General features: G+C 52.8%; 22 protein-coding genes. 11 read left to right on the forward strand and 11 right to left on the reverse strand.

What is annotated here, in order from left to right; genetic code table 11:
* Positions 1 to 110: 110 nt before the first annotated feature.
* The 3 genes from GNT65_RS19255 to GNT65_RS19265 all read right to left on the reverse strand — a co-directional run bounded on the left by GNT65_RS19255 (position 111) and on the right by GNT65_RS19265 (position 2,860).
* Positions 111 to 428, reverse strand: a complete 318-nt coding sequence (locus tag GNT65_RS19255) for a hypothetical protein (protein WP_160798819.1) — start codon at positions 426 to 428, stop codon at positions 111 to 113.
* A 169-nt stretch (positions 429 to 597) separates the two neighbouring features.
* Positions 598 to 1,815 (reverse strand): tyrosine-type recombinase/integrase, encoded by a 1,218-nt coding sequence (locus tag GNT65_RS19260; RefSeq protein ID WP_160798820.1) that lies wholly within the window; start codon positions 1,813 to 1,815, stop codon positions 598 to 600.
* Between the two features lie 181 nt (positions 1,816 to 1,996).
* Positions 1,997 to 2,860, reverse strand: coding sequence for a YicC/YloC family endoribonuclease (locus GNT65_RS19265; protein WP_160798821.1), 864 nt, complete (start codon positions 2,858 to 2,860; stop codon positions 1,997 to 1,999).
* Between the two features lie 181 nt (positions 2,861 to 3,041).
* On the opposite strand from GNT65_RS19265, the gene rph reads away from it, so the two are divergent.
* A complete protein-coding gene (gene rph, locus GNT65_RS19270) occupies positions 3,042 to 3,755 on the forward strand; it encodes a ribonuclease PH (protein WP_160798822.1) in 714 nt (237 codons plus the stop codon).
* An 83-nt stretch (positions 3,756 to 3,838) separates the two neighbouring features.
* Complete coding sequence (gene pyrE, locus GNT65_RS19275; RefSeq protein ID WP_160798823.1) at positions 3,839 to 4,480, forward strand: orotate phosphoribosyltransferase; 642 nt, start codon at positions 3,839 to 3,841, stop codon at positions 4,478 to 4,480.
* 81 nt (positions 4,481 to 4,561) lie between these two features.
* Here pyrE and folE read toward each other — a convergent pair whose 3' ends face one another.
* The 5 genes from folE to coaBC all read right to left on the reverse strand — a co-directional run bounded on the left by folE (position 4,562) and on the right by coaBC (position 9,907).
* Entirely contained in the window at positions 4,562 to 5,206 is a 645-nt protein-coding gene (gene folE / locus GNT65_RS19280) for a GTP cyclohydrolase I FolE (protein WP_041508989.1), read from the reverse strand.
* 225 nt (positions 5,207 to 5,431) lie between these two features.
* Positions 5,432 to 7,396 carry an alpha/beta hydrolase family protein gene (locus GNT65_RS19285; RefSeq protein WP_160798824.1) on the reverse strand — a complete coding sequence of 655 codons (1,965 nt, stop codon included), beginning with the start codon at positions 7,394 to 7,396 and terminating at the stop codon, positions 5,432 to 5,434.
* Positions 7,397 to 7,546: 150 nt separating this feature from the next.
* Positions 7,547 to 8,140, reverse strand: coding sequence for a nucleoid occlusion factor SlmA (gene slmA, locus GNT65_RS19290; protein ID WP_160798825.1), 594 nt, complete (start codon positions 8,138 to 8,140; stop codon positions 7,547 to 7,549).
* 115 nt (positions 8,141 to 8,255) lie between these two features.
* Complete coding sequence (gene dut, locus GNT65_RS19295; protein WP_160798826.1) at positions 8,256 to 8,714, reverse strand: dUTP diphosphatase; 459 nt, start codon at positions 8,712 to 8,714, stop codon at positions 8,256 to 8,258.
* Positions 8,711 to 9,907, reverse strand: a complete 1,197-nt coding sequence (gene coaBC / locus GNT65_RS19300) for a bifunctional phosphopantothenoylcysteine decarboxylase/phosphopantothenate--cysteine ligase CoaBC (protein ID WP_160798827.1) — start codon at positions 9,905 to 9,907, stop codon at positions 8,711 to 8,713. The genes dut and coaBC overlap by 4 nt, the downstream gene beginning before the upstream one ends.
* A gap of 135 nt (positions 9,908 to 10,042) precedes the next feature.
* Here coaBC and radC point away from each other — a divergent pair, with 135 nt between their 5' ends.
* The 5 genes from radC to GNT65_RS19325 all read left to right on the forward strand — a co-directional run bounded on the left by radC (position 10,043) and on the right by GNT65_RS19325 (position 13,624).
* Positions 10,043 to 10,720 carry a RadC family protein gene (gene radC / locus GNT65_RS19305; protein ID WP_160798828.1) on the forward strand — a complete coding sequence of 226 codons (678 nt, stop codon included), beginning with the start codon at positions 10,043 to 10,045 and terminating at the stop codon, positions 10,718 to 10,720.
* 123 nt (positions 10,721 to 10,843) lie between these two features.
* Positions 10,844 to 11,080: a 50S ribosomal protein L28 gene (rpmB, locus tag GNT65_RS19310; RefSeq protein WP_011867275.1), complete on the forward strand. Its 237-nt coding sequence runs from the start codon at positions 10,844 to 10,846 to the stop codon at positions 11,078 to 11,080.
* A gap of 6 nt (positions 11,081 to 11,086) precedes the next feature.
* Positions 11,087 to 11,260 (forward strand): 50S ribosomal protein L33, encoded by a 174-nt coding sequence (gene rpmG / locus GNT65_RS19315; protein ID WP_041508955.1) that lies wholly within the window; start codon positions 11,087 to 11,089, stop codon positions 11,258 to 11,260.
* Between the two features lie 316 nt (positions 11,261 to 11,576).
* Complete coding sequence (gene argA, locus GNT65_RS19320) at positions 11,577 to 12,896, forward strand: amino-acid N-acetyltransferase (protein ID WP_160798829.1); 1,320 nt, start codon at positions 11,577 to 11,579, stop codon at positions 12,894 to 12,896.
* 188 nt (positions 12,897 to 13,084) lie between these two features.
* Positions 13,085 to 13,624 (forward strand): hypothetical protein, encoded by a 540-nt coding sequence (locus GNT65_RS19325; RefSeq protein ID WP_160798830.1) that lies wholly within the window; start codon positions 13,085 to 13,087, stop codon positions 13,622 to 13,624.
* Here GNT65_RS19325 and rarD read toward each other — a convergent pair.
* Positions 13,595 to 14,482 (reverse strand): EamA family transporter RarD, encoded by an 888-nt coding sequence (rarD, locus tag GNT65_RS19330; RefSeq protein WP_160798831.1) that lies wholly within the window; start codon positions 14,480 to 14,482, stop codon positions 13,595 to 13,597. The two genes, GNT65_RS19325 and rarD, sit on opposite strands and share 30 nt — an antisense overlap.
* Before the next feature lie 151 nt (positions 14,483 to 14,633).
* Positions 14,634 to 15,098 (reverse strand): thioesterase family protein, encoded by a 465-nt coding sequence (locus GNT65_RS19335; RefSeq protein ID WP_160798832.1) that lies wholly within the window; start codon positions 15,096 to 15,098, stop codon positions 14,634 to 14,636.
* A gap of 226 nt (positions 15,099 to 15,324) precedes the next feature.
* Between GNT65_RS19335 and recQ the strand changes: the two genes are divergently transcribed.
* The gene (recQ, locus tag GNT65_RS19340; RefSeq protein WP_160798833.1) at positions 15,325 to 17,157 is read left to right on the forward strand and encodes a DNA helicase RecQ; all 1,833 of its coding nucleotides are present in this window, start codon (positions 15,325 to 15,327) and stop codon (positions 17,155 to 17,157) included.
* 39 nt (positions 17,158 to 17,196) lie between these two features.
* Here the strand turns inward: recQ and GNT65_RS19345 are convergent, their stop codons facing one another.
* Positions 17,197 to 18,882, reverse strand: coding sequence for a tetratricopeptide repeat protein (locus GNT65_RS19345; RefSeq protein WP_160798834.1), 1,686 nt, complete (start codon positions 18,880 to 18,882; stop codon positions 17,197 to 17,199).
* 580 nt (positions 18,883 to 19,462) lie between these two features.
* On the opposite strand from GNT65_RS19345, the gene leuA reads away from it, so the two are divergent.
* Genes leuA through leuC form a run of 3 tightly spaced genes read left to right on the forward strand, consistent with a single transcriptional unit; the run spans position 19,463 to position 23,584 of the window.
* Positions 19,463 to 21,034 carry a 2-isopropylmalate synthase gene (leuA, locus tag GNT65_RS19350; RefSeq protein WP_160798835.1) on the forward strand — a complete coding sequence of 524 codons (1,572 nt, stop codon included), beginning with the start codon at positions 19,463 to 19,465 and terminating at the stop codon, positions 21,032 to 21,034.
* Between the two features lie 55 nt (positions 21,035 to 21,089).
* Positions 21,090 to 22,184: a 3-isopropylmalate dehydrogenase gene (gene leuB, locus GNT65_RS19355; RefSeq protein WP_160798836.1), complete on the forward strand. Its 1,095-nt coding sequence runs from the start codon at positions 21,090 to 21,092 to the stop codon at positions 22,182 to 22,184.
* Positions 22,184 to 23,584 carry a 3-isopropylmalate dehydratase large subunit gene (gene leuC, locus GNT65_RS19360; RefSeq protein ID WP_160798837.1) on the forward strand — a complete coding sequence of 467 codons (1,401 nt, stop codon included), beginning with the start codon at positions 22,184 to 22,186 and terminating at the stop codon, positions 23,582 to 23,584. Before leuB ends, leuC begins: the two co-directional genes overlap by 1 nt.

Raw genomic sequence — 23,584 nt, forward strand, 5'->3', positions numbered from 1 at the left:
ATATGTGACGGGGTATTACAGTCAGCTGAGACCACATCAATATAACGGTGGGCTGACACCCAATGAGTCAGAGCGAAGATACTGGCTTGAATACAAAACCGTGGCCAATTTTAGTTGACCACTACACCAATTAATTTATATAGCAGCATTAAATTATACATAAAAACTACATTAGTATCATGGAGATCTTCCCTCATAATATCTTCAATCATATACGATAATTTATGAGTTTCACTCATACCTTTGTGCAGTTTTGCAAGCGTCTGAGTTACAAGGTTTTGTTTGTATAATTTATGAAGAAGGGTAACATCCATCTGTTCTTCTTCATAGGGCGATGCCGTAAAGAACTCAAATGGTGATGGTTCAAATTGTTTTAATTTTGTAACTTGTTCATCAATGGCATAAAGCTCTCCATAGATAAAATTCATGTCGACTTTTTCTAAGTATGTATTTTTGTAGCTTGTTTCAATTTTGAACATTAATTTAATCGGTATGTAGGTGTTCTCATTCATATTTTTAAAGTTTGTTAATAATCGATAGTGAGGTTGAACACTATATTTTTAGTGAACCTTATTTAAGATGTTTTTTGTTAACTGCTTAATAATTGTTAACTATTGGGGCTATGAGATTTGCCACTGAGTTGAGAGCATGTAGACGCTCATCAAAATAATCGTATCGGTCATAAATGCCTTCAACCCCCTTGATTTTGTGGTTAAGGCAACGCTCTGCAATATGAGATGGAACTCCTTGCTTAGCGAGTAGACTTCTGCAAGTACGTCGGAAATCATGAATAGTAAAGTAAGGTATTTCTCCCATGCGATTAATGGGTTGTTTGGTTTTGCTTGAGTCATGTCCAAAGAGTGAGGCTACAGCTCGATTGAGGGTATCACCTGAGACATGTGGCTTTTTGCTTGCTTTGCGATTAGGGAATACATAGTCCGAACCACAAGCTCTGATCTGTAATTCTTCAAACCATTCAACGACAGAATCAGGAAGTGGGATTGATATTGCTGCGGAGCTTTTGGTCCTTGGTTGTGGTAGTTTCCATATCTTCAAATTCAGGTCGATCTCTTGCCAAGTTAGTTTTAAGAGTTCGCCTTTTCTCACTCCTAAGCAAACTAACAGAGCTGAGGCTAGGTAGTTGTCCCGACCAAAACTGCTTATGTTGTCTTTTGCGACACTAAAAAACTGTTTCAGTTCTTCAACCGACAATGCTCTTTCTCTGCTTTTCTCTACGCCACCAGCATCAGCAGGTTTAAAGTGGCTCGCGGGATTGCCATCCTTTAAGCCAAGCTTGCAAGCATGAGTAAAAAGCTTTTTGCAATGAAGTAGCGTGTCGTTAGCGATAGTGGGACGATTACTATGAGCGACCTTTTGAATTATGTTTCTGATATCAAGGGGCGTTACATCCTTAATTTGCAAGCGGCCAATATATGGTTGGACTTCTTTTGTATAGATTCTTAATGGGATTTCACTGTGTTTAAGTCGTTTTTTTGCATCGACAAACCAATCATTAAAGAGGTCGTCTACGGTTTGAATTTTCTCTTGACCAATTTTCGCTCTTTCAGCTAGAGGATCGCCTCCCTTACTAATTGATTGCTTTAATATGGCAGCAGCTGCTCTAGCATCTGCTAGAGACATGTGTGGATACTGGCCACCTTCTAGGGTCATGAATCGACGCTTGCCGTTTGAGGTATACCTTAACTCCCAGCTCGCTTTGCCTTCTGTCTGCACTCGAATATAAAGCCCATCGTCTACTAATTTACGAGTAGCTGTCTTGCTGCGGATAAATGCTTTGATCTGCTTATCATTCATGCTGTTGGACTCAAGTGGTTACTAAACCTATATAAAGTGGTTACTTGAATGATTTAGTAACCATTTTAGTAACCACTTTATCACTTACAATAGCAAACAAACTCGAACCTGTAAAAACATTAAACCCAGCAAGTGCCGGGTTTAATTGGTGATTTTTAACAACTGTAATCAGCCTGGAACATCATTCCACGTTCTGGATCTGCTCACGCATCTGCTCGATAAGCACTTTGAGTTCGACTGCGGCGGCGGTGACCTCTGAGCTGATGGACTTGGAGGCCAGGGTGTTGGACTCGCGGTTGAATTCTTGCATCATGAAGTCGAGGCGTCGGCCCTGGGCGCCGCCTTTCTTGAGGATGCGGCGGGTCTCGGCGACGTGGGCGTCGAGTCTGTCCATCTCTTCGGCGACATCCATCTTCTGCGCCAGCAGTACCATCTCCTGTTCCAGGCGAGCGGGATCCAGTTCGCCCTGGATCTCGCTGAGGCGGTTGGTGAGCTTGTCGCGCTGCCACTGCATCACGGTAGGCATATGCTCGCGAACGATGGCGACTTGCGCCTCGATAGCTTCGAGACGCGTCTCTAGCATCGCCTTGATCGCCTCACCCTCTCGGCCACGGGCTTCGATAAACTGATCTACAGCGCTGTCGAAGGCGGAGAGTAGCTCTTTGCCTATGGCATCCATGTCTTGCTCGCTGCCGGACATCACGCCTGGCCAGCGCAGCACATCGACTATGTTGATTTCGCCTTGACCCGCTTCCTGTTTGACCCAGTTGGCCGCCTGGATGATCTGGCCGGCGAGTGCCTGGTTGAGTTGCAGTTCGTTATTCTTGTCTTCGCCAAGATCGTAGCGCAGGTTGACCTCAATCTTGCCGCGATTTAAACGTTTGCGTAGACGGTCTCTGAGGACGGGCTCCAGGCTGCGGAGCTGTTCTGGCAGTCGTAGGTAGGTTTCCAGGTAACGTTGATTGACCGAACGGATCTCCCAGGAGGCGGTGCCCCATTGTGCTTTGTGCTCGATGCGAGCATAGGCTGTCATGCTTTGGATCATGGGTAATTCCAATAGTTTAAATCGATTTAGTGACCTTGGATTATAGTCTGATGAGGTGCAGGGTTAAAGCAAACTCTCCTTCCTTTACGCTTTGGGTCATGATTAACATGGCATCGAAGCGCGCAAGCCCCTATAATGTGCAGCCAAATCTGCTTATCTCTAATCCAAACAGGAAATGCCAATGCGCCCAAGTGACAGAACCCCAGCTCAATCTCGTCCGGTAACCATTACGCGACAGTTCACAGCCCATGCAGAAGGTTCTGTATTAGTTGAATTTGGCGATACGAAAGTACTTTGTACAGCCAGCTTTACCGAAGGGGTGCCACGTTTTCTTAAAGGTCAGGGTCAAGGTTGGGTGACCGCCGAGTATGGTATGTTGCCGCGCTCGACCCACAGCCGTATGGATCGTGAGGCTGCCCGTGGTAAGCAGTCTGGCCGTACCCAGGAGATCCAGCGTCTTATTGGCCGTGCCCTGCGCGCCGCGGTAGACATGAAGGCGCTGGGTGAAAACACTATCGTGATCGATTGTGATGTGATTCAGGCCGATGGTGGCACCCGCACCGCAGCCATTACCGGTGCCTGTGTGGCGCTGGTTGACGCACTTAACTGGGCTCGTGGTAAGGGACTGCTCAAGACCAACCCGCTTAAGTTTTTGATTGCCGCCGTCAGCGTAGGCATCTACAAGGGGGAGCCTATCTGCGACCTCGAGTATGTGGAAGACAGTGCCGCCGAGACAGATATGAACGTGGTGATGACAGAAACCGGTAAGATCATCGAGATCCAGGGTACCGCCGAAGGCGAACCCTTTAGCCATGAAGAGCTGCTCAGCCTGCTGGATCTGGCCAAGCACGGTATTCGCGAGATCGTCGATGTGCAGAAGGCGGCATTGAGTTAATCATTATTTTGTTGATTAGGACCCTACGGGGTCCTTTTTTAAATCGAATTGAGCGTACCCCTACATTTTAAAAAGGAGAGATTGTGAAAGCCTATCAACGTGAGTTTATTGAGTTTGCCCTTGAGCGTCAGGTGTTACGTTTTGGCGAATTTACGTTAAAGTCAGGCCGCACTAGCCCTTACTTCTTTAATGCCGGCCTGTTTAATACCGGGCGTGATCTGGCGCGTCTGGGTCGCTTCTATGCGGCAGCGCTGGTGGATTCGGGTATCGAGTATGACCTGCTGTTTGGCCCAGCCTACAAAGGGATTCCTATCGCGACCACCACGGCGGTAGCGCTTTGCGATCACCATGATATCGACATGCCTTACTGCTTTAACCGGAAGGAGAAGAAAGATCACGGCGAGGGTGGCAGCCTGGTGGGCAGCGAGCTTAAGGGCCGTGTGATGCTGGTGGACGATGTGATCACCGCTGGTACCGCGATTCGCGAATCGATGGAGATCATCGAGGCCCACAATGCCGAGCTGGCGGGTGTGTTGATTGCGCTGGATCGTCAAGAGAAAGGCAAGGGCGAGCTGTCGGCGATTCAAGAAGTCGAGCGCGACTTTGGCTGCAACATAGTTTCTATCATAAAGCTGGAAGATCTGATCAACTACCTGTCGGAAAAACCTGGCATGGAAGCGCAGTTGGCGTCAGTGAGTGCCTATCGCGACCAATACGGTATCTAATCGATATCAATTATCGAGAAACAAAAAACGCTGCCTAGGCAGCGTTTTTTATTGAGCGGAATATGCTTAAACCAACATGGTTTAATTACTCAGGAACTCGGCGCGGGTGGCTGGGTTTGACTTGAAGATGCCGCCCAGAGCCGTGGTGGTCGTGGTGCTGGTAGAGTCCATCACGCCGCGAGATTTAACGCAGTAATGCACCGCATCCATCTTGACCGCCACATCCTTGGTCTCAAGTAGAGTCTGCAGCGCCACCAATACCTGTTGTGTCAGGCGCTCCTGCACCTGTGGGCGCTGGGCAAAGAAACGCACGATACGGTTGATCTTAGACAGGCCTATGATGTTCTTGCGCGGCAGGTAGGCCACGGTAGCAACGCCGTCTATGGTCACCAGGTGGTGCTCACAGGTGCTGGTGAGGCTGATGTCGTTGACCTTGACCATCTCATCGAAGCCCATCTTGTTTTCGATAACCGTGATCTTGGGGAAGTTCTCGTAGTCCAGGCCCGAGAAGATCTCATCCACATACATCTTGGCGATACGCTTAGGGGTCTCGACCAGGCTGTCGTCGCGCAGATCCAGTGACATTAAGGTTAAGATCTCGCGCATATGGTGCTCAATCTTCTCTTTGCGCGCCTCGCTGCTCAGTCCGCAAGGGACCATGGGCGTCTCGAGACCGCGCTCTAATAATGCAGTTTGCACCTGCTGTGCTGCTTCACTTAATGCCATCGTGTCCTCCACCATTAGATAGTGGTCTATTCAGTAAGGATAATTTACTAATTTTTTTAACAAATTAGCCTTTAAGGTATTCATTATAGCCTGTCCGGCGCCGGTAAACATAGGGCGGCGGGTCAGGGAGGATACCCTGAATTGCGGGTAATTTATACCCAGAATTACTAGGGGATTAACAAAAAAGCCGATTGTGGCAATCGGCTTTTGGGGTTTTTAAAGGGTTTAGAGCTTAAGGTTATCTCTGAGGAAGCTCATCATCTGGCGGTAGTATTTCGCCCTATGTTCATCGTTATAGAAGCCGTGGCCCTCATCGTCCATAACCAGTTTCTCATAAGGGTAGTTGTGCTTCTTGAGTCCCTCTTCCAGCGCTTCGAGTTGTTCGATTGGCGCTCGCTCATCTTCACCACCGTGAACCAGGAGCAAGTTAACCTTGAGTTTATCTATGTTCTTGCTAGGTGACATCTGCGCCAGAATGGCTTCGTTCTCGCCCAGTACCTGCTTCAGATAACGCTCACCCGCGCGGCGGCCCTGTACGTCACCTTCGCTGAACATCAACTCGAGATCATATACGCCGGCAAAACCTATGGCGCACTTGAATAGATCCGGTGCCAGAATAGGACTTTGCAGCGCCGAGTAGCCACCAAAGCTGCCGCCGACAATACAAATTCTCTCTTTGTCGACTATGCCTTGTTCTATGACGTATTTGGTGGCATCGATAATATCGTACTGGATCTCTGTGCCCCACTTTTGATGGCCAGCATGTTCAAATGCCTTACCATAGCCACCCGAACCGCGGAAGTTTACCTGTAGTACAGCGGCGCCTTGATTGGCGATCAGCTGGTTTTGGTCGTCAAAGCCCCACCAGTCTCTTGGACCGTGTGGACCGCCGTGAGGGTTGACCACGAGCGGCAGATTCTTAGCCTCTTTACCATAGGGCAGTGTGAGGTAACCATTGATCACTTTTCCGTCTCGTGCAGTAAAGCTGATTGGCTTCATCTCGGCCATCTTATCGGGATCTAACCATTTCTTTTGTGAGACAAGATATTCGAGTTTCTTAGCGGAGGCATCGAAAATGTAGTAATCACCCGGATTTCTATCGTTGAAGGCCTTGATGACCAATTTGCTCATGTCGTTAGTCTGGCTGACGAGATGAACCTGATGGCCGGGTAGTGCGGCAATCAACTGCTTGAGGGTGGTGGCGAGCTTTTCGTCTTTGTCGACAAACTCATAAGTGGGGTAGCCGTTTTCATATTCGACCGCGTAGAGCTGCTTGTTGATGCGATTGATCCACACATTGCTTGGGTCGACGACCTTGTCTTGGCTGATAAGCTGTTTAGTGCCTTTCTTGATATCGACTAAATAGACCCCTTTAGGCTGGCCGTTTTCACTGCCGAGCACATAAACGCTGTTCTCATCATCGCCGAAGGCGATAGGAGTAATATCATCGAGATTTAAATTCAGCTTATCTGTATCGACCCATTCATCATCCTTGCGGTAATAGAGCTGGGAACTGACATAGTCGCGGGTACCACTGACAAAGCGAACTTCGCCATCATGATCCGGTAGAAATCGAGCGTAGGAGATTGGTGAGGTCGCGATTTTTCTGCGCGTTCCCTTATAGACATCGACTCGGTATACCTGTTGGAGGTTTTCTGCCGTGTTGCTGCTACCTGAGCCCCAAGGGAGCGCTTGGATGAGCATGTAGCGATCATCTTCAGGCATAGGATCTAGGATATAGGCTGTTGCTTGTATTGGAGTATTTTTCTTGATGCGAGAACCTGTCTGTTGTTCGCCACCTTTATAGCCAAACAGATAGGTTGGTCTGGAACCGTCGGCGTTTACCGCCATGAGCTCACCATAGTAGAGGGGGTGATCGCTCCAGCCCTTTAGGTATTCCTTGGCAAGGACGACACGCTCATTGTTAACCCATACATATTGCCCCACCTGGGCGTTGTCGGGAAAGCGAACGACATTGGTCGGCTTCTTGGTTTTGGCGTCCAGAATCATCAGCATATGCTTACCATCATGGGAAGTGATGGCGCTGAGGTAGTCTCCATCGGGAGATATCTGTACGTTAGAAAATTCGGCTGAGCGGCTAAAAAGCTCGGTAGTATCTTTGTCCGAAGCCATGACTTGGCTACTGAACAGGCAGATACAAGCTAAACTAAACGACTGAATTAGTTTCATATAACATCCTTGTACATACAATTGTTATAGAGTTTTTGTAGGTCTGTTGCGCCAGGGAGGGTAAAACAAGGGACTGTGGAGTGCAATACTTTTTATCTAGAAAGGCATGGCGACCCGTACATAACAGGTCGCTGTTTTTATTGGTATTAGTTAACTCTGAAGTAGCTGCTGCTGAATAAACTGCCACTGCTCGGCGAAGTGTTCGGTTGGTTTGTTTTTGAAGTCGCTACGCACGAATTGAGCGATGCGGCCTTCGGCCACGGCCAGTAGCAGGTTAGCCAGAATAGCCTCGTCTAGATTGAAGCCTTTGCCTTCTCTTAGGGTCTTCTCTCTGAGGATCTGTTTCAGGTGGGTCTCTATTTTGGAGAAGATCTGGCCGGTACGGCTACGTAGCCGCTCATTTTCCCCAAGCAGGGCATCGCCGTTGAGCACACGGGAGATCCCTGGGTTGCGTTCGGCGAACACCAACAAGAGTTGCAGCAGCAATTGGCAGCGTCTCATGGTGTCTTTTTCTTCATCCATGATGAGATTGATGCGCGACAGCAGTGACTCTTCGATAAAGTCGATCAGCCCCTCGAACATTCTCGCCTTGCTGGGAAAGTGGCGATAAAGCGCCGCCTCAGACACGCCTACCTCGGCGGCAAGTTTGGCCGTGGTAATTCGTTGTCCAGGACTGGTTTCCAGCATGGTGGCCAGACATTGAAGAATATGTTCGCGTCGGTTGATTTTAGGGCTTGCAGCCATCTAAGTATCCTTTACTTAATTACTACAGGAGCCGATGGGCAATCGCTGCCCATGACTCTCTAATTATTCTATGCGGCGTGTCGAGGTTATGAGTGCCGTGTTATTGAGAACCTGGCTATCGAGTACCCGAGTGGCCGAAACCGCCTTCGCCTCGATCTGAGGTGTCGAACTCGTCGACCAGTTTAAATTCGGCTTGTACCACAGGCACAAACACCAGTTGCGCCAGGCGATCCCCTATCTCCAAGGTGAAGGGTTCACTGCTGCGATTCCAGCAAGAGACCATCAGAGGGCCCTGATAGTCAGAATCGATGAGGCCAACCAGGTTGCCGAGCACTATGCCATGTTTGTGGCCCAGGCCTGAGCGCGGCAGGATGACGGCCGCTAGGCTTGGGTCGGCGACGTGCACGGCGATCCCGGTTGGGATTAGCTGGGTTTCGCCCGGCTGAATCACCATGGTGGTTTCTATCATGGCACGCAGATCCATGCCGGCACTGCCCGGCGTCGCATAGGCGGGGAGGGGAAACTGTGAGCCAATGCGAGAATCGAGGATCTTGAGTTCTATGGGCGTCTTCATGCTGTCTTCATCTGCTGTGCGATTAGGGTGAGTAGTTGCTTCGCCAAGGTATATTTATCTGTGGCGGGGAGGGCTTGCTCGCCTCCTTGCCAGAAGACCTTTAAGGCATTGCTATCGCTGTTGAAGCCGATGGCTGGGTTGGATACGTCATTGGCGGCGATCATATCCAGTTTCTTGCGGGTCAACTTGTCTTTGGCGTAATGGTCTACATCCTGAGTCTCGGCGGCAAATCCTACCGTAAAGGGACGAGCCTCATGGGCCGCGACCGTGGCTAAGATATCAGGATTGCGTACAAGCGCAAGTGACATCTCTGTGGCGGATTTCTTAATCTTCTCGTCGGCAACGTCTGCGGTGCGATAATCGCTAACCGCCGCGCAGCCGATGAAGATATCGCTGTGGTGCACCTGCTGCATTACGGCATCGAGCATCTCTTGGGTCGAGGCGACATTGAGACGATTGACATTCATCGGCGTCTCTAGATTAACCGGGCCTGAGACCAGCGTCACCTTGGCGCCCATCTCGGCTGCCGCGCGTGCCAGCGCAAAGCCCATCTTGCCCGAGCTGTGGTTAGAGATATAACGCACGGGGTCGATCGCCTCACGGGTAGGACCCGCCGTCAGCAGTATAGATACACCTTGAAGCAGCTTTGGTGCAAAGAAGTGTTCGACACGCTCGGCGATCACCAGAGGTTCTTCCATGCGGCCCGGGCCAACTTCGCCGCAGGCCTGGCTGCCGGATGCGGGGCCCCAGATGGTTAGGCCGCGTTTTCTCAGGTTATCCAGATTATCCTGAGTGGCGACGTTGCGATACATCTGCTGATTCATCGCCGGGCAGAGCACTACGGGCGCCTCTGTGGCCAGGCAGGTGGTGGTGATCAACTCATCGGCCATGCCGGCATTGATGCGGGCGATCAGATTGGCGGTCGCCGGGGCGATCAACACCAGGTCGGCCCAGCGGGCGAGTTCGATATGACCCATGGCGGCTTCGGCCGCTGGGTCTAACAGGTCAGATGCTATGGGATGGCCGGATAGCGCCTGCAGTGTCAGCGGCGTGATAAATTCCTGCGCACTTTGGCTCATGACGACACGCACATCGGCGCCGCGCTCTTTCAGGCGGCGTACCAGATCGGCAGACTTATAGGCGGCAATGCCACCGCCAATTCCCAGCAATATCTTTTTATTGGTTAGACTCATTTTGATCACTAATCGCGTTTAATTTTGCCCGCTAACCATACCACAATCCTGCTGAGGTTGAGGATACAAGTTTTTAAAAACTAGACCATACTCTAAAGCCTAGGTGTGCAGATGGCGCCGAGACAAGGAGTGTTTATGGCAATCAAAGATTGGCCTCAGGGAGAGGGACCCAGAGAAAAACTGCTGCGCAGCGGCGTCGCCCAGCTCTCCGATGCTGAACTGCTAGCCGTGCTACTCAGAAACGGCCTCAAGGGACAGAGCGCAGTGTCCCTTGCCAGAGTCATGCTGAGTCATTTTGGCGGCTTGAGACCGCTCTTTAGCGCCTCATTGAGTGAGTTGTGCGATATCCAGGGGATTGGCCCGGTAAAGTATGCCCAGTTGCAGGCGGCCATAGAGTTAAGTAAGCGGATCGCGCAAGAAAATCTACAAAGAGGAAAGATTTTGACAGATCCTGATTTAACTCGGGACTATTTAATGAGACAATTAGCGGATCGTGCCTACGAAGTGTTTGCCCTCCTTTTGCTCGATAGTCAGCATAGGGTCATTCAGTTCGTCGAATTATTCCGTGGCACCATAGATTCGGCCTCGGTTTACCCTCGAGAAGTGGTAAGCCTAGTGCTTGAGAAAAAAGCCGCAGCTGTCATTGTGTGCCATAACCATCCTTCCGGGGTGGCTGAGCCCAGTCATGCTGATAGGCGAATTACTGAGCGATTGAAATACGCGTTGGCGACTATAGATGTTTCGCTGCTAGACCATATGGTTGTAGGCGATCGTGAGATAGTTTCGTTTGCAGAGAGGGGATGGATAGATTGAATATCCCTTGATCTTTGATTTTAGATCCTGTATAAAATGCGCCCTCTTTGTGTGCCTCGGGCGACGGCCATATTCGAGGTACATTAATGCTCGAGCGTTAAATTGTTTTTGGAGAAGATTGACATGTCAAGAGTATGCCAAGTTACTGGCAAGAAGCCGATGGTTGGTAACAACCGTTCGCACGCTAAGAACGCGACTCGTCGTCGTTTTTTACCTAACCTACAGAACCACCGTTTCTGGTTAGAAGACGAAAAGCGTTTCGTACAGCTACGTGTATCTACTAAAGGTATGCGTATTATCGATAAGAAAGGTATCGAAGTTGTTGTTGCTGAACTTCGTGCCCGCGGCGAGAAGGTGTAATAGACCATGGCTAAAGCTAAAGGTAACCGTGAGAAGATCAAGCTAGTTTCTAGCGCTAAAACAGGTCACTTCTACACGACTGAGAAAAACAAGCGTAACATGCCTGAAAAGATGGAGATCAAGAAGTTTGATCCCGTTATCCGTCAGCACGTTATCTACAAAGAATCAAAAATCAAGTAATTCTTGATTGACGATTTTTTGAAAAAGCCCCTCATTGCAGGGGCTTTTTTTTATCCTAAATATCACCAATATGCCTATCAGGTTTCTTCTTGAGCCTATGCCGGTGATGCGCTCGGCTTAGGGTTCAATCCTAATCTCTACCTCTACCTTAGCTACTGATCTTAACCTGCTATGCTTATTCCGATCGTCTTGGCGTGAGAAGAATATCGCATTCAATGATAATAAATGCTTTTAATGTGAATTTAAATGCAATAAAATCGGCTTGTTATTCGTCATTTGATGATATTTTCACATATTTATTGTTGAGGTTACGCGCGTGCGCACTACTGAGCTAGTCGAGGGTTTTCGTCATTCTGCTTCCTATGTGAATGCACACAGGGGCAAGACATTTGTGGTCATGTTGGGTGGTGAGGCGCTGGCGCAGCGTCAGTTTCGATCCATCATCAACGATATCGCCCTGCTTCACAGCCTGGGGATCAAGATAGTCCTGGTGCATGGTGCCAGACCGCAAATCGATGAGGCCTTGGCCGCGCATGATCTTACACCCGAGTATTACAACGGGGTGCGTATCAGCGATGAAGAGTCTTTCAAGGTGATCAAGCAGGTCGTGGGCGGTCTGCAACTGGATATTACCGCGCGTCTGTCGATGAGTCTGAGCAATACTCCTATGCAAGGGGCGCAGATTAACGTGGTGAGCGGTAACTTCGTGATAGCCCAACCCTTAGGTGTGGATAACGGCGTCGACTACTGCCTGAGCGGCAAGGTGAGACGCATAGATGTGGCAGGCCTCAGGCGCCAGCTGGACAATCATGGCATAGTGCTCCTGGGGCCGGTGGCGGCCTCGGTGACCGGGGAGTGTTTTAACCTGACCGCCGAAGAGGTCGCGACCCAGATTGCTGTGAAGCTCAAGGCCGACAAGATGATAGGTTTCAGTGCCAAGGAGGGGATAATCGACAGCACCGGCGAGGTGATCGCCGAGCTGATGCCGACCGATGCCCAGCGAATCTTGTCTGAACTAACCGATGAAGACAACTGGTGTGTGGGCACGCGAGCCTTCTTACAGGCTAGCATAGACGCCTGCCGGAACGGCGTGGCGCGCTGTCACTTCGTCAGTTATCTCGACGATGGCGCCCTGCTGCAGGAGTTGTTCTCTCGCGACGGTATCGGCACTCAGATAGTGACTGAGAGCGCCGAGCGCCTGCGCAGAGCCACCATTGCCGATATCGGTGGCGTCTTGGATCTCATTCGCCCTATGGAGCAATCGGGGATCTTGGTGCGCCGCTCGCGCGAACAACTCGAAATGGAGATAGAGCAGTTTATGCTGATCGAGCGTGATGGCTTGGTGATAGGTTGCGCGGCCCTCTATCCCTTCGAGGAAGACAACGCCGGAGAGTTTGCCTGTCTGGTGGTGCATCCCGATTATCGTGATGCCGACCGTGGCAGCATCTTGCTGAATAACATCATAGGCCAGGCTAAGGTGCGTGGTTATGCCCGCCTGTTTGCCCTGACGACCCGCAGCATTCATTGGTTCCTCGAACATGGCTTCCAGATTGTCGAGGTCGATGCCCTGCCCGATAAGAAGAAGCAGCTGTACAACTATCAGCGTAAGTCGAAGATCCTCGCCTTAGATCTTTAATCGCTCTGTTAGTGTTCGATGGAAAGGCCACCCCCGCGGTGGTCTTTTTTGTGCGTTAAAGTTAGCTCACCTCGAAGCCTCTTGACATAATATGTCATCAAGGCCACACTCAAGCTATCGGTTTAAGTTAGGGCCCGGCACAGGGATGATGTGGTGAGATGCCCACATGTTCAAGAGGATATTTAGAGATGGATACTCAAATCTTTCAACTCACGACCTTAGATTCGGCAACCAGTGCGGTCTTCCTGTCTATGTTGCTGGGTGTCGCCTTGTTGCTAGTGCTGCTTAAGGTGAAACCTTTGCCTAAGGGGGCGAAATATGCGGCCTCGGGGATGGTGATCGCCGTATTGGGTTTGCTCTCCTGGATGTTCTACAAAGCCCATGACGCCAATGTTCGCCTTACATCGAGCACCATGTATGTGGATATTCCCCTCTACCGAGTCGAATTACCTCGGGAGAGACTAGTGGCTTCCCAGGCTAGAATCGTTAACCTGGATGAAGATGATGCGCCCAAGTTGAGCTATCGAAGTAACGGCGTGGGACTTCCCGGCTATTCGCTGGGGTGGTACAAGCTAGCCGAGGTCAGCGACAAGACAGATAAAGCCCTACTGTCTGTCACCGGCGACGGCCAGGTATTGCTGCTGCCGACGACCGAGGGCTACCTGCTGATCTTGAGTCTCGAGAAGCCAGAGGCCCTGTTAGCTAGCCTGCTTGCGCCGACTCTTTAGGGCCAGGTCCAGTGTAAAGATCACGAGTGCGCTCCAGATGAAGGCGAAGGTGATTCCCTTTTCCAGATCGAAGGGCTCGTTAAACAGGCTAACGGCCATGATAAACATGATACTGGGACCGATATATTGAAAGAAGCCCAGCATAGTCAGCGGGATACGCATAGCTGCGCCAGCAAAGCAGAGCAGGGGGATCGAGGTTACTATTCCTGCGGCCATCAGTAGCAGGTTCATCTGCCAGCTGTTTTCCAGGATGCTGGTGCCATCGAGACTCATCGCCAGATAGAGCAGGGCAACTGGGACTAAGATAGCCGTCTCGACCAGTAATCCCGTCTTGGCGTCGACATTGACCTTCTTACGCAGCAAACCGTAGGCGCCGAATGAGCAAGCGAGTCCTAGGGACACGACGGGAATCGAGCCGAAGGAGATCAATTGGATCAGCACGCCGGCGCAGGCCAAAGCGACGGCCGCCCACTGCAGTTTACGCAGACGTTCCTGCAGGAACACCATGCCCAGCAGCACGTTAACCAAAGGATTGATGAAATAACCCAGGCTGGCATCGAGCATATGATCATTGTTGATCGCCCAGATGAATAAAAGCCAGTTGCCGGCGATCAGTACCGAGGTGATCGTTAACACGCCCAGCTGTTTTGGTTGCCGCAACAGGGCGCGAAGCTTGGCGAAACCACCGATAAATTGCATCAAGATCAGCATGAAGACGAAGGACCAGATCACTCGGTGTAGCAGGATCTCAGTCGCCGACACATGGTCTAGCAGCTTAAAATAGAGGGGAGCGAAGCCCCAGAGGCAGTAGGCGCAGATGGCGAGCGCTACCCCTTTACGATACTCAATATCGGCCATAGCTTAGGATTTAGGAAAGAGCGGGAGAGGCATTGTAGGCGCCTAAGCTGTGCGACTCAAGCGACTATGGGTAATCTTTTGATATGCCGACTTGGAGCCGCCACTTGCCAGCGCGTCTCGTTAACTTGACGGGGTTTACTAGGGGAGCTGGCTAGCCCACCATATAGGTGCCAGTGCCGAAGGCGATATGCGAGCCCTGCTCGTTGTGCAGCTCCATGCGGCACACGGAGACCCGGTTACCCGCTCTTATCACTGTGCCCGTGCCGGTAAAGATCTCACCGCGCCCCGGCCTGAGATAATCGATACGAAGATCTATGGTCCCCAGTGTCTGTAGGCGTTTTTGCAGATCTTCGAGGCACCAGTCTTCGCGACTGGCCACCAGACCCGAGAAGGCCGTCAGGCCGCCCACCACATCCAGCACGGTAGCGGTCACGCCGCCATGGAGTATCTGTTGGTGTATGTTGCCGATAAGATCAGTTTTCATCTTCACCTCGACCTCGACGCCTTGCAGGTCATAACGCTTGATGTCCATGCCTAACAGATTATGGAAGGGCACCTTGGTATCGAAGATGTCGGCCACGCTGGCCAGGGTCTGTGCTTGTATGGGCGTCGTCATAGGGGCACTCCTTGTCTTGTCCTACGCTGCTTGCTGGGCGCAAGAGACTTAAATATGAACACTAGTTAGAGCATTTAATCTATCGCTAATGCACAGGACGAGGCAAGCCTGCGAATAAAATTTCATCAATCGATGGGGGCCGAGGGGTAATTAATCCCCGGATAGATGAGACAAGTCGAGCCAGCTTGATTAGAATAAGCGGCCAAATTAATGATTACTGAGTACCATGGACTTAGCCTTAGCTTCTCCCGATGTGACCGATAGCGACCCGCTCGCCGCCTGCCTGCAGACGGTGTTTGGTTATCGCACCTTCAGGACGGGTCAGCGAGAGGTGATAGAGCAGGTCTGTGGCGGTCAGGATGCCCTGGTGATCATGCCTACCGGCGGCGGTAAGAGCCTGTGTTATCAGTTGCCCGCGCTCGTCTTACCCGGGTTGACGCTGGTGGTGTCGCCGCTGATCTCCCTGATGAAAGATCAGGTCGACAGCCTGAAACAGATGGGCGTCGCGGCGGCCTATCTTAATTCGTCGCAGTCACGGGAAGAGGCTCTGACCATCTATCGCCAGCTGCACAATGGCGAGCTCAAGCTGCTGTATGTGTCACCCGAGCGTCTGCTGACCGACAGCTTTATCGAGCGCCTACACAATCTGCCGCTCTCCCTGTTTGCCATCGACGAGGCCCACTGTATTTCCCAATGGGGTCATGACTTCCGTCCCGAATATGCGGCCCTGGGTCAGCTGAAGCAGCTGTTTCCTCGGGTGCCCATGATGGCGCTGACGGCCACCGCCGACAAGGCGACGCGGGAAGATATCTGCCAGCGACTGGGCATAGCGCCCTTTGAGCTGCTTACCAGCTTCGATCGTCCCAACATTCGCTATACCGTGGCGGAGAAGCTCAACGCCGCCAATCAGCTCAGGCAGTTTATTCAGGCGCAGAATGGCAACAGCGGCATCATCTACTGTAGCAGTCGTCGTCGGGTGGATGAGGTGGCCGAGCGTCTGCGGCAGCAGGGTTATCGAGCCGATGCCTACCATGCAGGCAAGACTCAGGAAGAGCGCGCCGACATTCAGGAGCGTTTCCTTAAAGATCAATTGGATATAGTGGTGGCTACCGTGGCCTTTGGCATGGGGATCAACAAGTCCAACGTGCGTTTCGTGGTGCATTATGATATTCCCAAGAGCGTCGAAGCCTATTACCAGGAGACGGGCCGCGCCGGTCGTGATGGCCTGGATGCCGAGGCCTTCATGTTGTTCGACCCTGCCGATATTGGCCGGGTGCGGCATCTTATCGAGCAGCAGGAGCCGGGCCCGCAGCAACAGGTGGAATACCACAAGCTCAACACCATGGCGGCCTTTGCCGAGGCGCAAACCTGCCGTCGTCAGGTGCTGCTGCATTATTTCGACGAGAGTGCGTCCGAACCCTGCGGTAACTGTGATATCTGCCTGGATCCGCCGAAACGCTACGATGGTGTCGAGGATGCCCAGAAGGTACTCTCCTGCATCTTCCGCCTGCAGCAGAAGTTTGGTGTAAACCATCTTATCGAGGTGCTTCGTGGCTCCAAGGCGGCCACTGTGGTCGACCGTGGTCATGACAAACTGTCGACCTGGGGCATAGGCAAGGAGAAGAGCCATGAGTTCTGGCTCAGTATCATAAGGCAGATCATTCACCTGGGGTTCGCCAGCCAGGATATCACCAGGGGGTCGGCCATCAAGCTCAACCCTCAGGCGCGGGCGGTACTCAAGGGAGAGGTGCCTCTGCAGCTCGCCGAGCCTCGTATCAGCATCACCACGCATGTGAAGCGTCGCAGCAGTAGCCGGGCACCGATTAACTACGACAGGAAGCTGTTTGCCCGTCTGAAGCAGCTGCGTCGCAGCCTGGCCGAAGAGTTGGACGTGCCGCCATATCTGGTGTTTAACGATGCGACATTAGCCGAGATGGCGGCCATGCTGCCGACAAGTCCAGGCGAGATGCTGGCGGTGAACGGCGTGGGCGAGACCAAGCTGAACCGTTTCGGCGGCGAGTTTCTCGACGAGATCAACGATTACCTCACCCGCAGCTAGCCAAGGCTATGCATACACAGGCGCTGATTGCTGCGAGGCTCAGTGGGCCTGCTGACCGCTGTATCTACTGAGCTGATCGACACTTGCCCGCTTGACCAGGGAGGAAAGGGTGTCGTGATGCTGCATCACTGCCATTCCCATGTTGACCCGGGTACCATTTTGCAGTGGCTCTATGATGGCGCTCAGCTGACGGGCGATAAGTTGGGCCCCCGCCAGCGAGGTGAAGGGCAGCATGATCAATATCTGATCGGCGCTGGTGCTGAGAAGGATATCCTGTTGGCGGATCTTCTGTGACAGGCGCGTCAGCAGCTTGTCCAGATCGGCCTTGGTCAGATGGCTGGGGTTGATCAGCAAGATGGTGATAGGAAAGCCAATCTGTTTGGCGCTGGTCAGCAGGGCTTCCATCTTCTCCTGGGTGCTCATCGGCTCATCTCTCTGGCTTACTTGAAGCGGCGCCTTAGGCATCCTGATTCGGTTGAGCAGAATGAACAGGGTCAGCAGCAGAAAGAGCACCAGGATGCCTATCAGGCCATAGCTGTCGCTGATGTGGGCATCTAGCTTGATGGGTTTAGGCTGATTGTCCTGGGCCAGCTGCTGGTAACGTCCCAGCTGGGCCTTGATCTGCAGCAGTCGGGTATCTTTTAGAAACTCATAGCTGCGCTGGGCCATCTCGAAGCGTTTCAGTTGGTACTGATAGGCGTCCTTATATTGGCCTATGTCGGCAAAGTAGCGGCTCAAGATGCCGTAGCAATAGACGAGTTCGTCAAACTGATTGGTGCGCTCGCCGATGGCGATGGCCTTCTGCATCAGCTCTGTCCCCATGGCCTGCTCGCCGTTCGCCAGTTGAATATTGGCCAGTAGACGATTGGCCCTCAGGCTGTCGTTGATCTTTTTCTGCTTGTCGAAGGTGTTGAGGGCGATATTAAGCAGCTGGATGGCGCTCTTATCGTTCCCCCGTAGAAACTCGATTTCCGCCAGCTGGGTATAACTCTCCGCCAGTTCGGTCGCCGTGGCGAGTTCTGGCAGCAGAATCTTGGCCTCGAGCACCATATCGTCCCTGAACTTCACCTCTTGATTGTAGTGGGCGATCTTGGCCAGGGTAAGTAGCACGGTCAGCCTCACCTTTCCCGTGGTTTGCTCGCTATCCAGGGCGCCCTTGGCATTGTTGAACGCCTGGTTGTATAGGCCCTTGGTTCGCAGCAGCTCGGCCATGGCCAGTTGCACATAGGGCCTCGGCGGCGTGAGCCATTGGGGTCTCTGTTTCTCGGTATCCGGGTAGATATCTTGGGCCAGGCGCAGATCTTCCAGTGCGCTGCTCTGGCTCTCGATATGGGTATCTATCTTGCCCCTCAGCATCAGGCCGTTGACCAAGGACTGGGGTTGCTGCTGCTCGCGAGAGAGGTAGATGGCCGAATCCAGTAGGGTCAGCGCCTGTCTGAGATCGCCATAATCTATATAGGCCGCAGCCATACAGTTGAGAAAGTAGGGGCTGAGCTGGTTGAGCTTGAGGGACTTGGCCTTGGCCTCACTCATACGGCCCAGGTTGATGGCGGCCTCGTTTTCGCCGAGCTGCACGAAGGCCTCGCACTTGAGCAGCGAGAGACGCAGACGATTTTCTTCTGACGTGTCTTGCTGATCCAGGCGTTGTTCCAGCGCCGAGATCTGTGTCAGTGTCTTGTTGGGATATTGGTAGACGGTTTGGGCCAACTCATCTAACTCTGTCATAGTGTCCCCATAAGCTGGGATCAGCCAGAGGCTGAGGCTTAACACTATGAGACGAAAATCCATTTTTTAAAACTCCGGAACGAGTGTGCTGTATCTGTTTCCATTGGCGGCATTATACTGATTTTTCATCAGCAATTGCATAAAAAATAGTGCCCGCGCTTGGAATCAGAGGTAATGCTCGACAAATGACCTAGTATGCTGAATTTAATCACTTAGTCACTCTTGTAGGCAAATAAATGGTTAGATTTGCGCAGTTAATCAAGATTTTTATCTGGTCTAATGTGGCAAACATGAAAAATATGGGGTTGACTATTGAACAGACACACGTTAAATATTAATCAATCTTTCGAAGCGAAACGAATAATTAATTACTTTTACTGAATACAATGACGACTATTAACCGTGCACTCCTCAACCTCCTTATTCTCATTCTCGCAGGCCCTGCGCGGAGAATGTAGTGTTGCACGCTTAATAACACACCCAGCATTCATAAACCCCGCGCCCAACAACGCGGGGTTTTTTGTTTATGGATTCGAAGAACACCCAAAATTAGAGCCTAGACGTACCATGGAGAAACCAGATGTCTAACCGAGTGATAATATTTGATACGACCTTAAGAGATGGTGAGCAAGCATTAGCGGCGAGTTTAACGGTTAAGGAAAAGCTACAGATAGCACAGTCACTCGAGCGTCTGGGAGTGGACGTGATGGAGGTGGGGTTTCCCGTCTCCTCCCCGGGGGATTTCGAGTCGGTACAGACCATTGCCCGTACCATCAAGAATAGCCGGGTGTGTGCCCTCGCCAGGGCGTTGGAGAAAGATATCGACGCCGCGGCTCAGTCCTTGTCGGTGGCGGATCAGTTCCGTATTCACACCTTTATCTCGACCTCTACCATACACGTGGAGAGCAAGCTTAAGCGCTCCTTCGATCAGGTGCTGGACATGGCGGTGGGCGCGGTGAAATATGCCCGCCGCTTCACCGACGATGTGGAGTTCTCCTGTGAAGATGCCGGCCGCACCCCAATAGACAACCTGTGCCGCATGGTCGAGGCCGCCATCAAGGCGGGCGCCAAGACCATCAACATTCCCGACACCGTAGGTTATACGGTGCCGAGCGAGTTTGGCGGCATCATCCAAAACCTGTTCGACAGGGTGCCGAATATCGATCAGGCGGTGATCTCAGTACACTGCCACGACGATCTGGGCCTGTCGGTGGCTAACTCTATCACCGCGGTGCAGCACGGGGCGCGTCAGATCGAGTGTACGGTCAACGGCATCGGTGAGCGTGCAGGCAACTGCTCCCTGGAAGAGATCGCCATGATCATCGCCACCCGCAAAGCCAGCCTGGGGCTGGAGACGGGGATTAACGCCAAAGAGATCCACCGCACCTCTAACCTGGTGAGCCAGCTGTGCAACATGCCGGTGCAGGCCAACAAGGCGATCGTCGGCGCCAACGCCTTCACCCACTCCTCGGGTATCCATCAGGACGGCGTGCTGAAGTCGCAAAACACCTACGAGATCATGACGCCGGAGAGCATCGGCCTGAACCGCAACAACCTGAACATGACCTCCCGCTCCGGCCGTCACGTGATCAAACATCGCATGGAAGAGATGGGCTACGGCGAGCAAGACTATGACATGGATACCCTGTATGAGGCCTTCCTGAAGCTGGCGGATAAGAAGGGACAGGTGTTCGACTATGATCTGGAGGCCTTGGTGTATGTAGAGGCCCAGGCGGAAGATGAAAACCACTACGAGCTGCAGCAGCTGGTGGTGCACTCAGATTCTACCCAAGGACAGGCCACCGCCACAGTGACCTTGACGGTAGACGGTCAGTCGGTGACCGAGGCGGCCACAGGTAACGGTCCGGTCGATGCGGCCTACAAGGCGATTGCCCGCGCCAGCGGTTGTGAGATCAACATCAGCAGCTATCAGCTTAGCGCCAAGGGCCAAGGGCAAGACGCCCTGGGGCAGGTGGATATTACCGCCAGCTACCATGAGCAGAGTTTCCACGGTGTGGGGCTGGCGACCGATGTGGTGGAGGCCTCGGCGGCGGCGCTGATCCACGTGATGAATCTGACCTGGCGCGCCGACAAGGTGGCCGAGAACAAGCATAAGTTAAAACAGGCGCGTACCGAGTTGGGCGGCGTATAACAAATTTTCTATTTAACAGCATAAAGACAATTAATTGCAGGGAGTCACTTGAGGTATGAGTTATCAAGTCGCGGTATTGGCCGGTGATGGGATCGGTCCCGAGGTCATGGTCGAGGCACGTAAGGTGCTTAAGGCGGTGGAAGAGCGTTTCTCGTTGGATATAGAGTATAGCGAATATGATGTGGGCGGTGCGGCCATCGACAAGCATGGTTGTCCGTTACCCGAGTCGACCCTGAAGGGCTGTGAGGCGGCCGATGCCATCTTGTTTGGCTCGGTTGGCGGCCCCAAGTGGGAACATCTGCCGCCTAACGATCAGCCAGAGCGCGGCGCACTACTGCCGCTGCGGGGGCATTTCGAGCTGTTCTGTAACATGCGTCCGGCTAAGCTGCATGGCGGCTTGGAGCATATGTCGCCATTGCGCAGCGACATCTCGGCCCAGGGCTTCGACGTGCTGTGTGTACGCGAGCTAACCGGTGGCATCTACTTCGGTAAGCCCAAGGGGCGTCAGGGCGAGGGCGAACAGGAAGAGGCCTTCGACACCATGCGTTATAGTCGCCGCGAGGTGCGTCGCATCGCCAAGATCGCCTTCGAGGCTGCCCAGGGTCGTCGCAAGAAGGTGACCTCGGTGGATAAGGCCAACGTGCTGGCCTGCTCCGTACTGTGGCGCGAAGTGGTCGAAGAGGTGGCCAAGGAGTTCCCCGATGTGGAACTGGAACATATCTATATCGATAACGCCACCATGCAGCTGCTGCGCCGTCCCTTCGATTTCGATGTGATGCTCTGTTCTAATTTGTTTGGCGACATCATCTCCGATGAGATCGCCATGCTGACAGGTTCCATGGGTTTGCTTTCGTCGGTCAGCCTAAACAGCGAGGGGTTCGGGCTTTATGAACCCGCCGGCGGCAGCGCACCGGATATCGCCGGCCAGGGTATTGCCAACCCGATCGCGCAGATCCTGTCTGCGGCGCTATTACTGCGTCACAGCCTCAAGGAGGAAGCGGCGGCCAAGGCGATTGAAGATGCGGTCGCCAAGGCGTTGAGCGATGGATATTTAACTGGAGAACTCTTGAGCGCGGATCAGCGTGACAAGGCAAAATCAACCCGCGAGATGGGCGACTATATTGCCCAAGCAGTCAGAGAGGCAAACTAATGGCGAAGACACTGTATGAAAAGGTATGGGACAGCCATATCGTAGCCGCTCCCGAAGGGGAGGCGCCGCTTATCTATGTGGATCGCCATCTGGTGCATGAAGTGACATCCCCCCAGGCCTTCAGCGGTCTGAAAGTTGTCGGCCGTAAACTAAGGGCGCCAGAGAAAACCTTTGCCACCATGGATCACAACACCTCGACCAAGAGCGCCAGCTTGGATGCCCTCAGCCCCATGGCGCGCACTCAGGTGGAGACGCTGGCACAAAACTGTAAAGAGTTTGGTGTGCGCTTATACGATATTCATCATAAGAATCAGGGGATCGTCCATGTGATGGGCCCTGAGCTTGGCATCACATTGCCGGGTACTGTGATTGTCTGCGGCGACTCGCACACGGCGACCCACGGTGCGTTCGGCGCCCTGGCCTTCGGAATCGGCACCTCTGAGGTGGAGCATGTGATGGCCACCCAAACTCTGCGTCAGCTAAAGGCCAAGACGATGAAGATCGAGGTCCGCGGCCAGGTTGCCGATGGGATCACCGCCAAAGATATCGTGCTGGCCATCATAGGTAAGATAGGAATGGATGGTGGCACAGGTTATGTGGTGGAGTTCTGCGGCGAGGCGATTGCCGCCCTGTCGATGGAAGGGCGCATGACTGTCTGTAACATGGCGATCGAGATGGGCGCCAAGGCGGGCATGATAGCGCCGGATCAGACCACTATCGATTACCTCGAGGGCCGCGAGTTTGCGCCTAAGGGCGAAGCATGGCTGCAGGCGGTCGCCGCCTGGCAGGCGCTGAAGTCGGACGACGATGCCGTATTCGATGCCCATGTGGTGTTAGAGGCGAGCGATATCGCACCTCAGCTGACCTGGGGTACTAACCCGGGCCAGGTAGTGGCGATCGATCAGTGTGTGCCTAACCCAGAGGATGAGGAAAACCCGACGGTGAAGGCGAGTATCGAGAAGGCGCTAGACTATGTAGCGCTAACCCCTGGTACTCAGATGACAGACGTGAGCATCAACAAGGTGTTTATCGGCTCCTGTACCAACTCGCGCATCGAAGATCTGCGCTCGGCGGCCCAGCAGGCCAAGGGGCGTCAGGTGGCCGCCGGTGTCACGGCTATCGTGGTACCGGGCTCAGGCTTGGTGAAGGAGCAGGCGGAGGCCGAAGGCCTGGATAAGATCTTTATCGACGCCGGGTTTGAATGGCGTCTGCCGGGTTGCTCCATGTGTCTGGCGATGAATGATGACAGGCTGGAGGCGGGGGATCGCTGCGCCTCGACCAGTAACCGTAACTTCGAGGGGCGTCAGGGTCGCGGTAGCCGCACTCACCTGGTGAGCCCTGCGATGGCAGCCGCCGCGGCGATTGCCGGTCATTTCGTCGATATTCGCAAGCCATACTAG

Source organism: Shewanella insulae (assembly GCF_009831655.1).
GTDB classification, from domain to species: Bacteria; Pseudomonadota; Gammaproteobacteria; order Enterobacterales; family Shewanellaceae; genus Shewanella; species Shewanella insulae.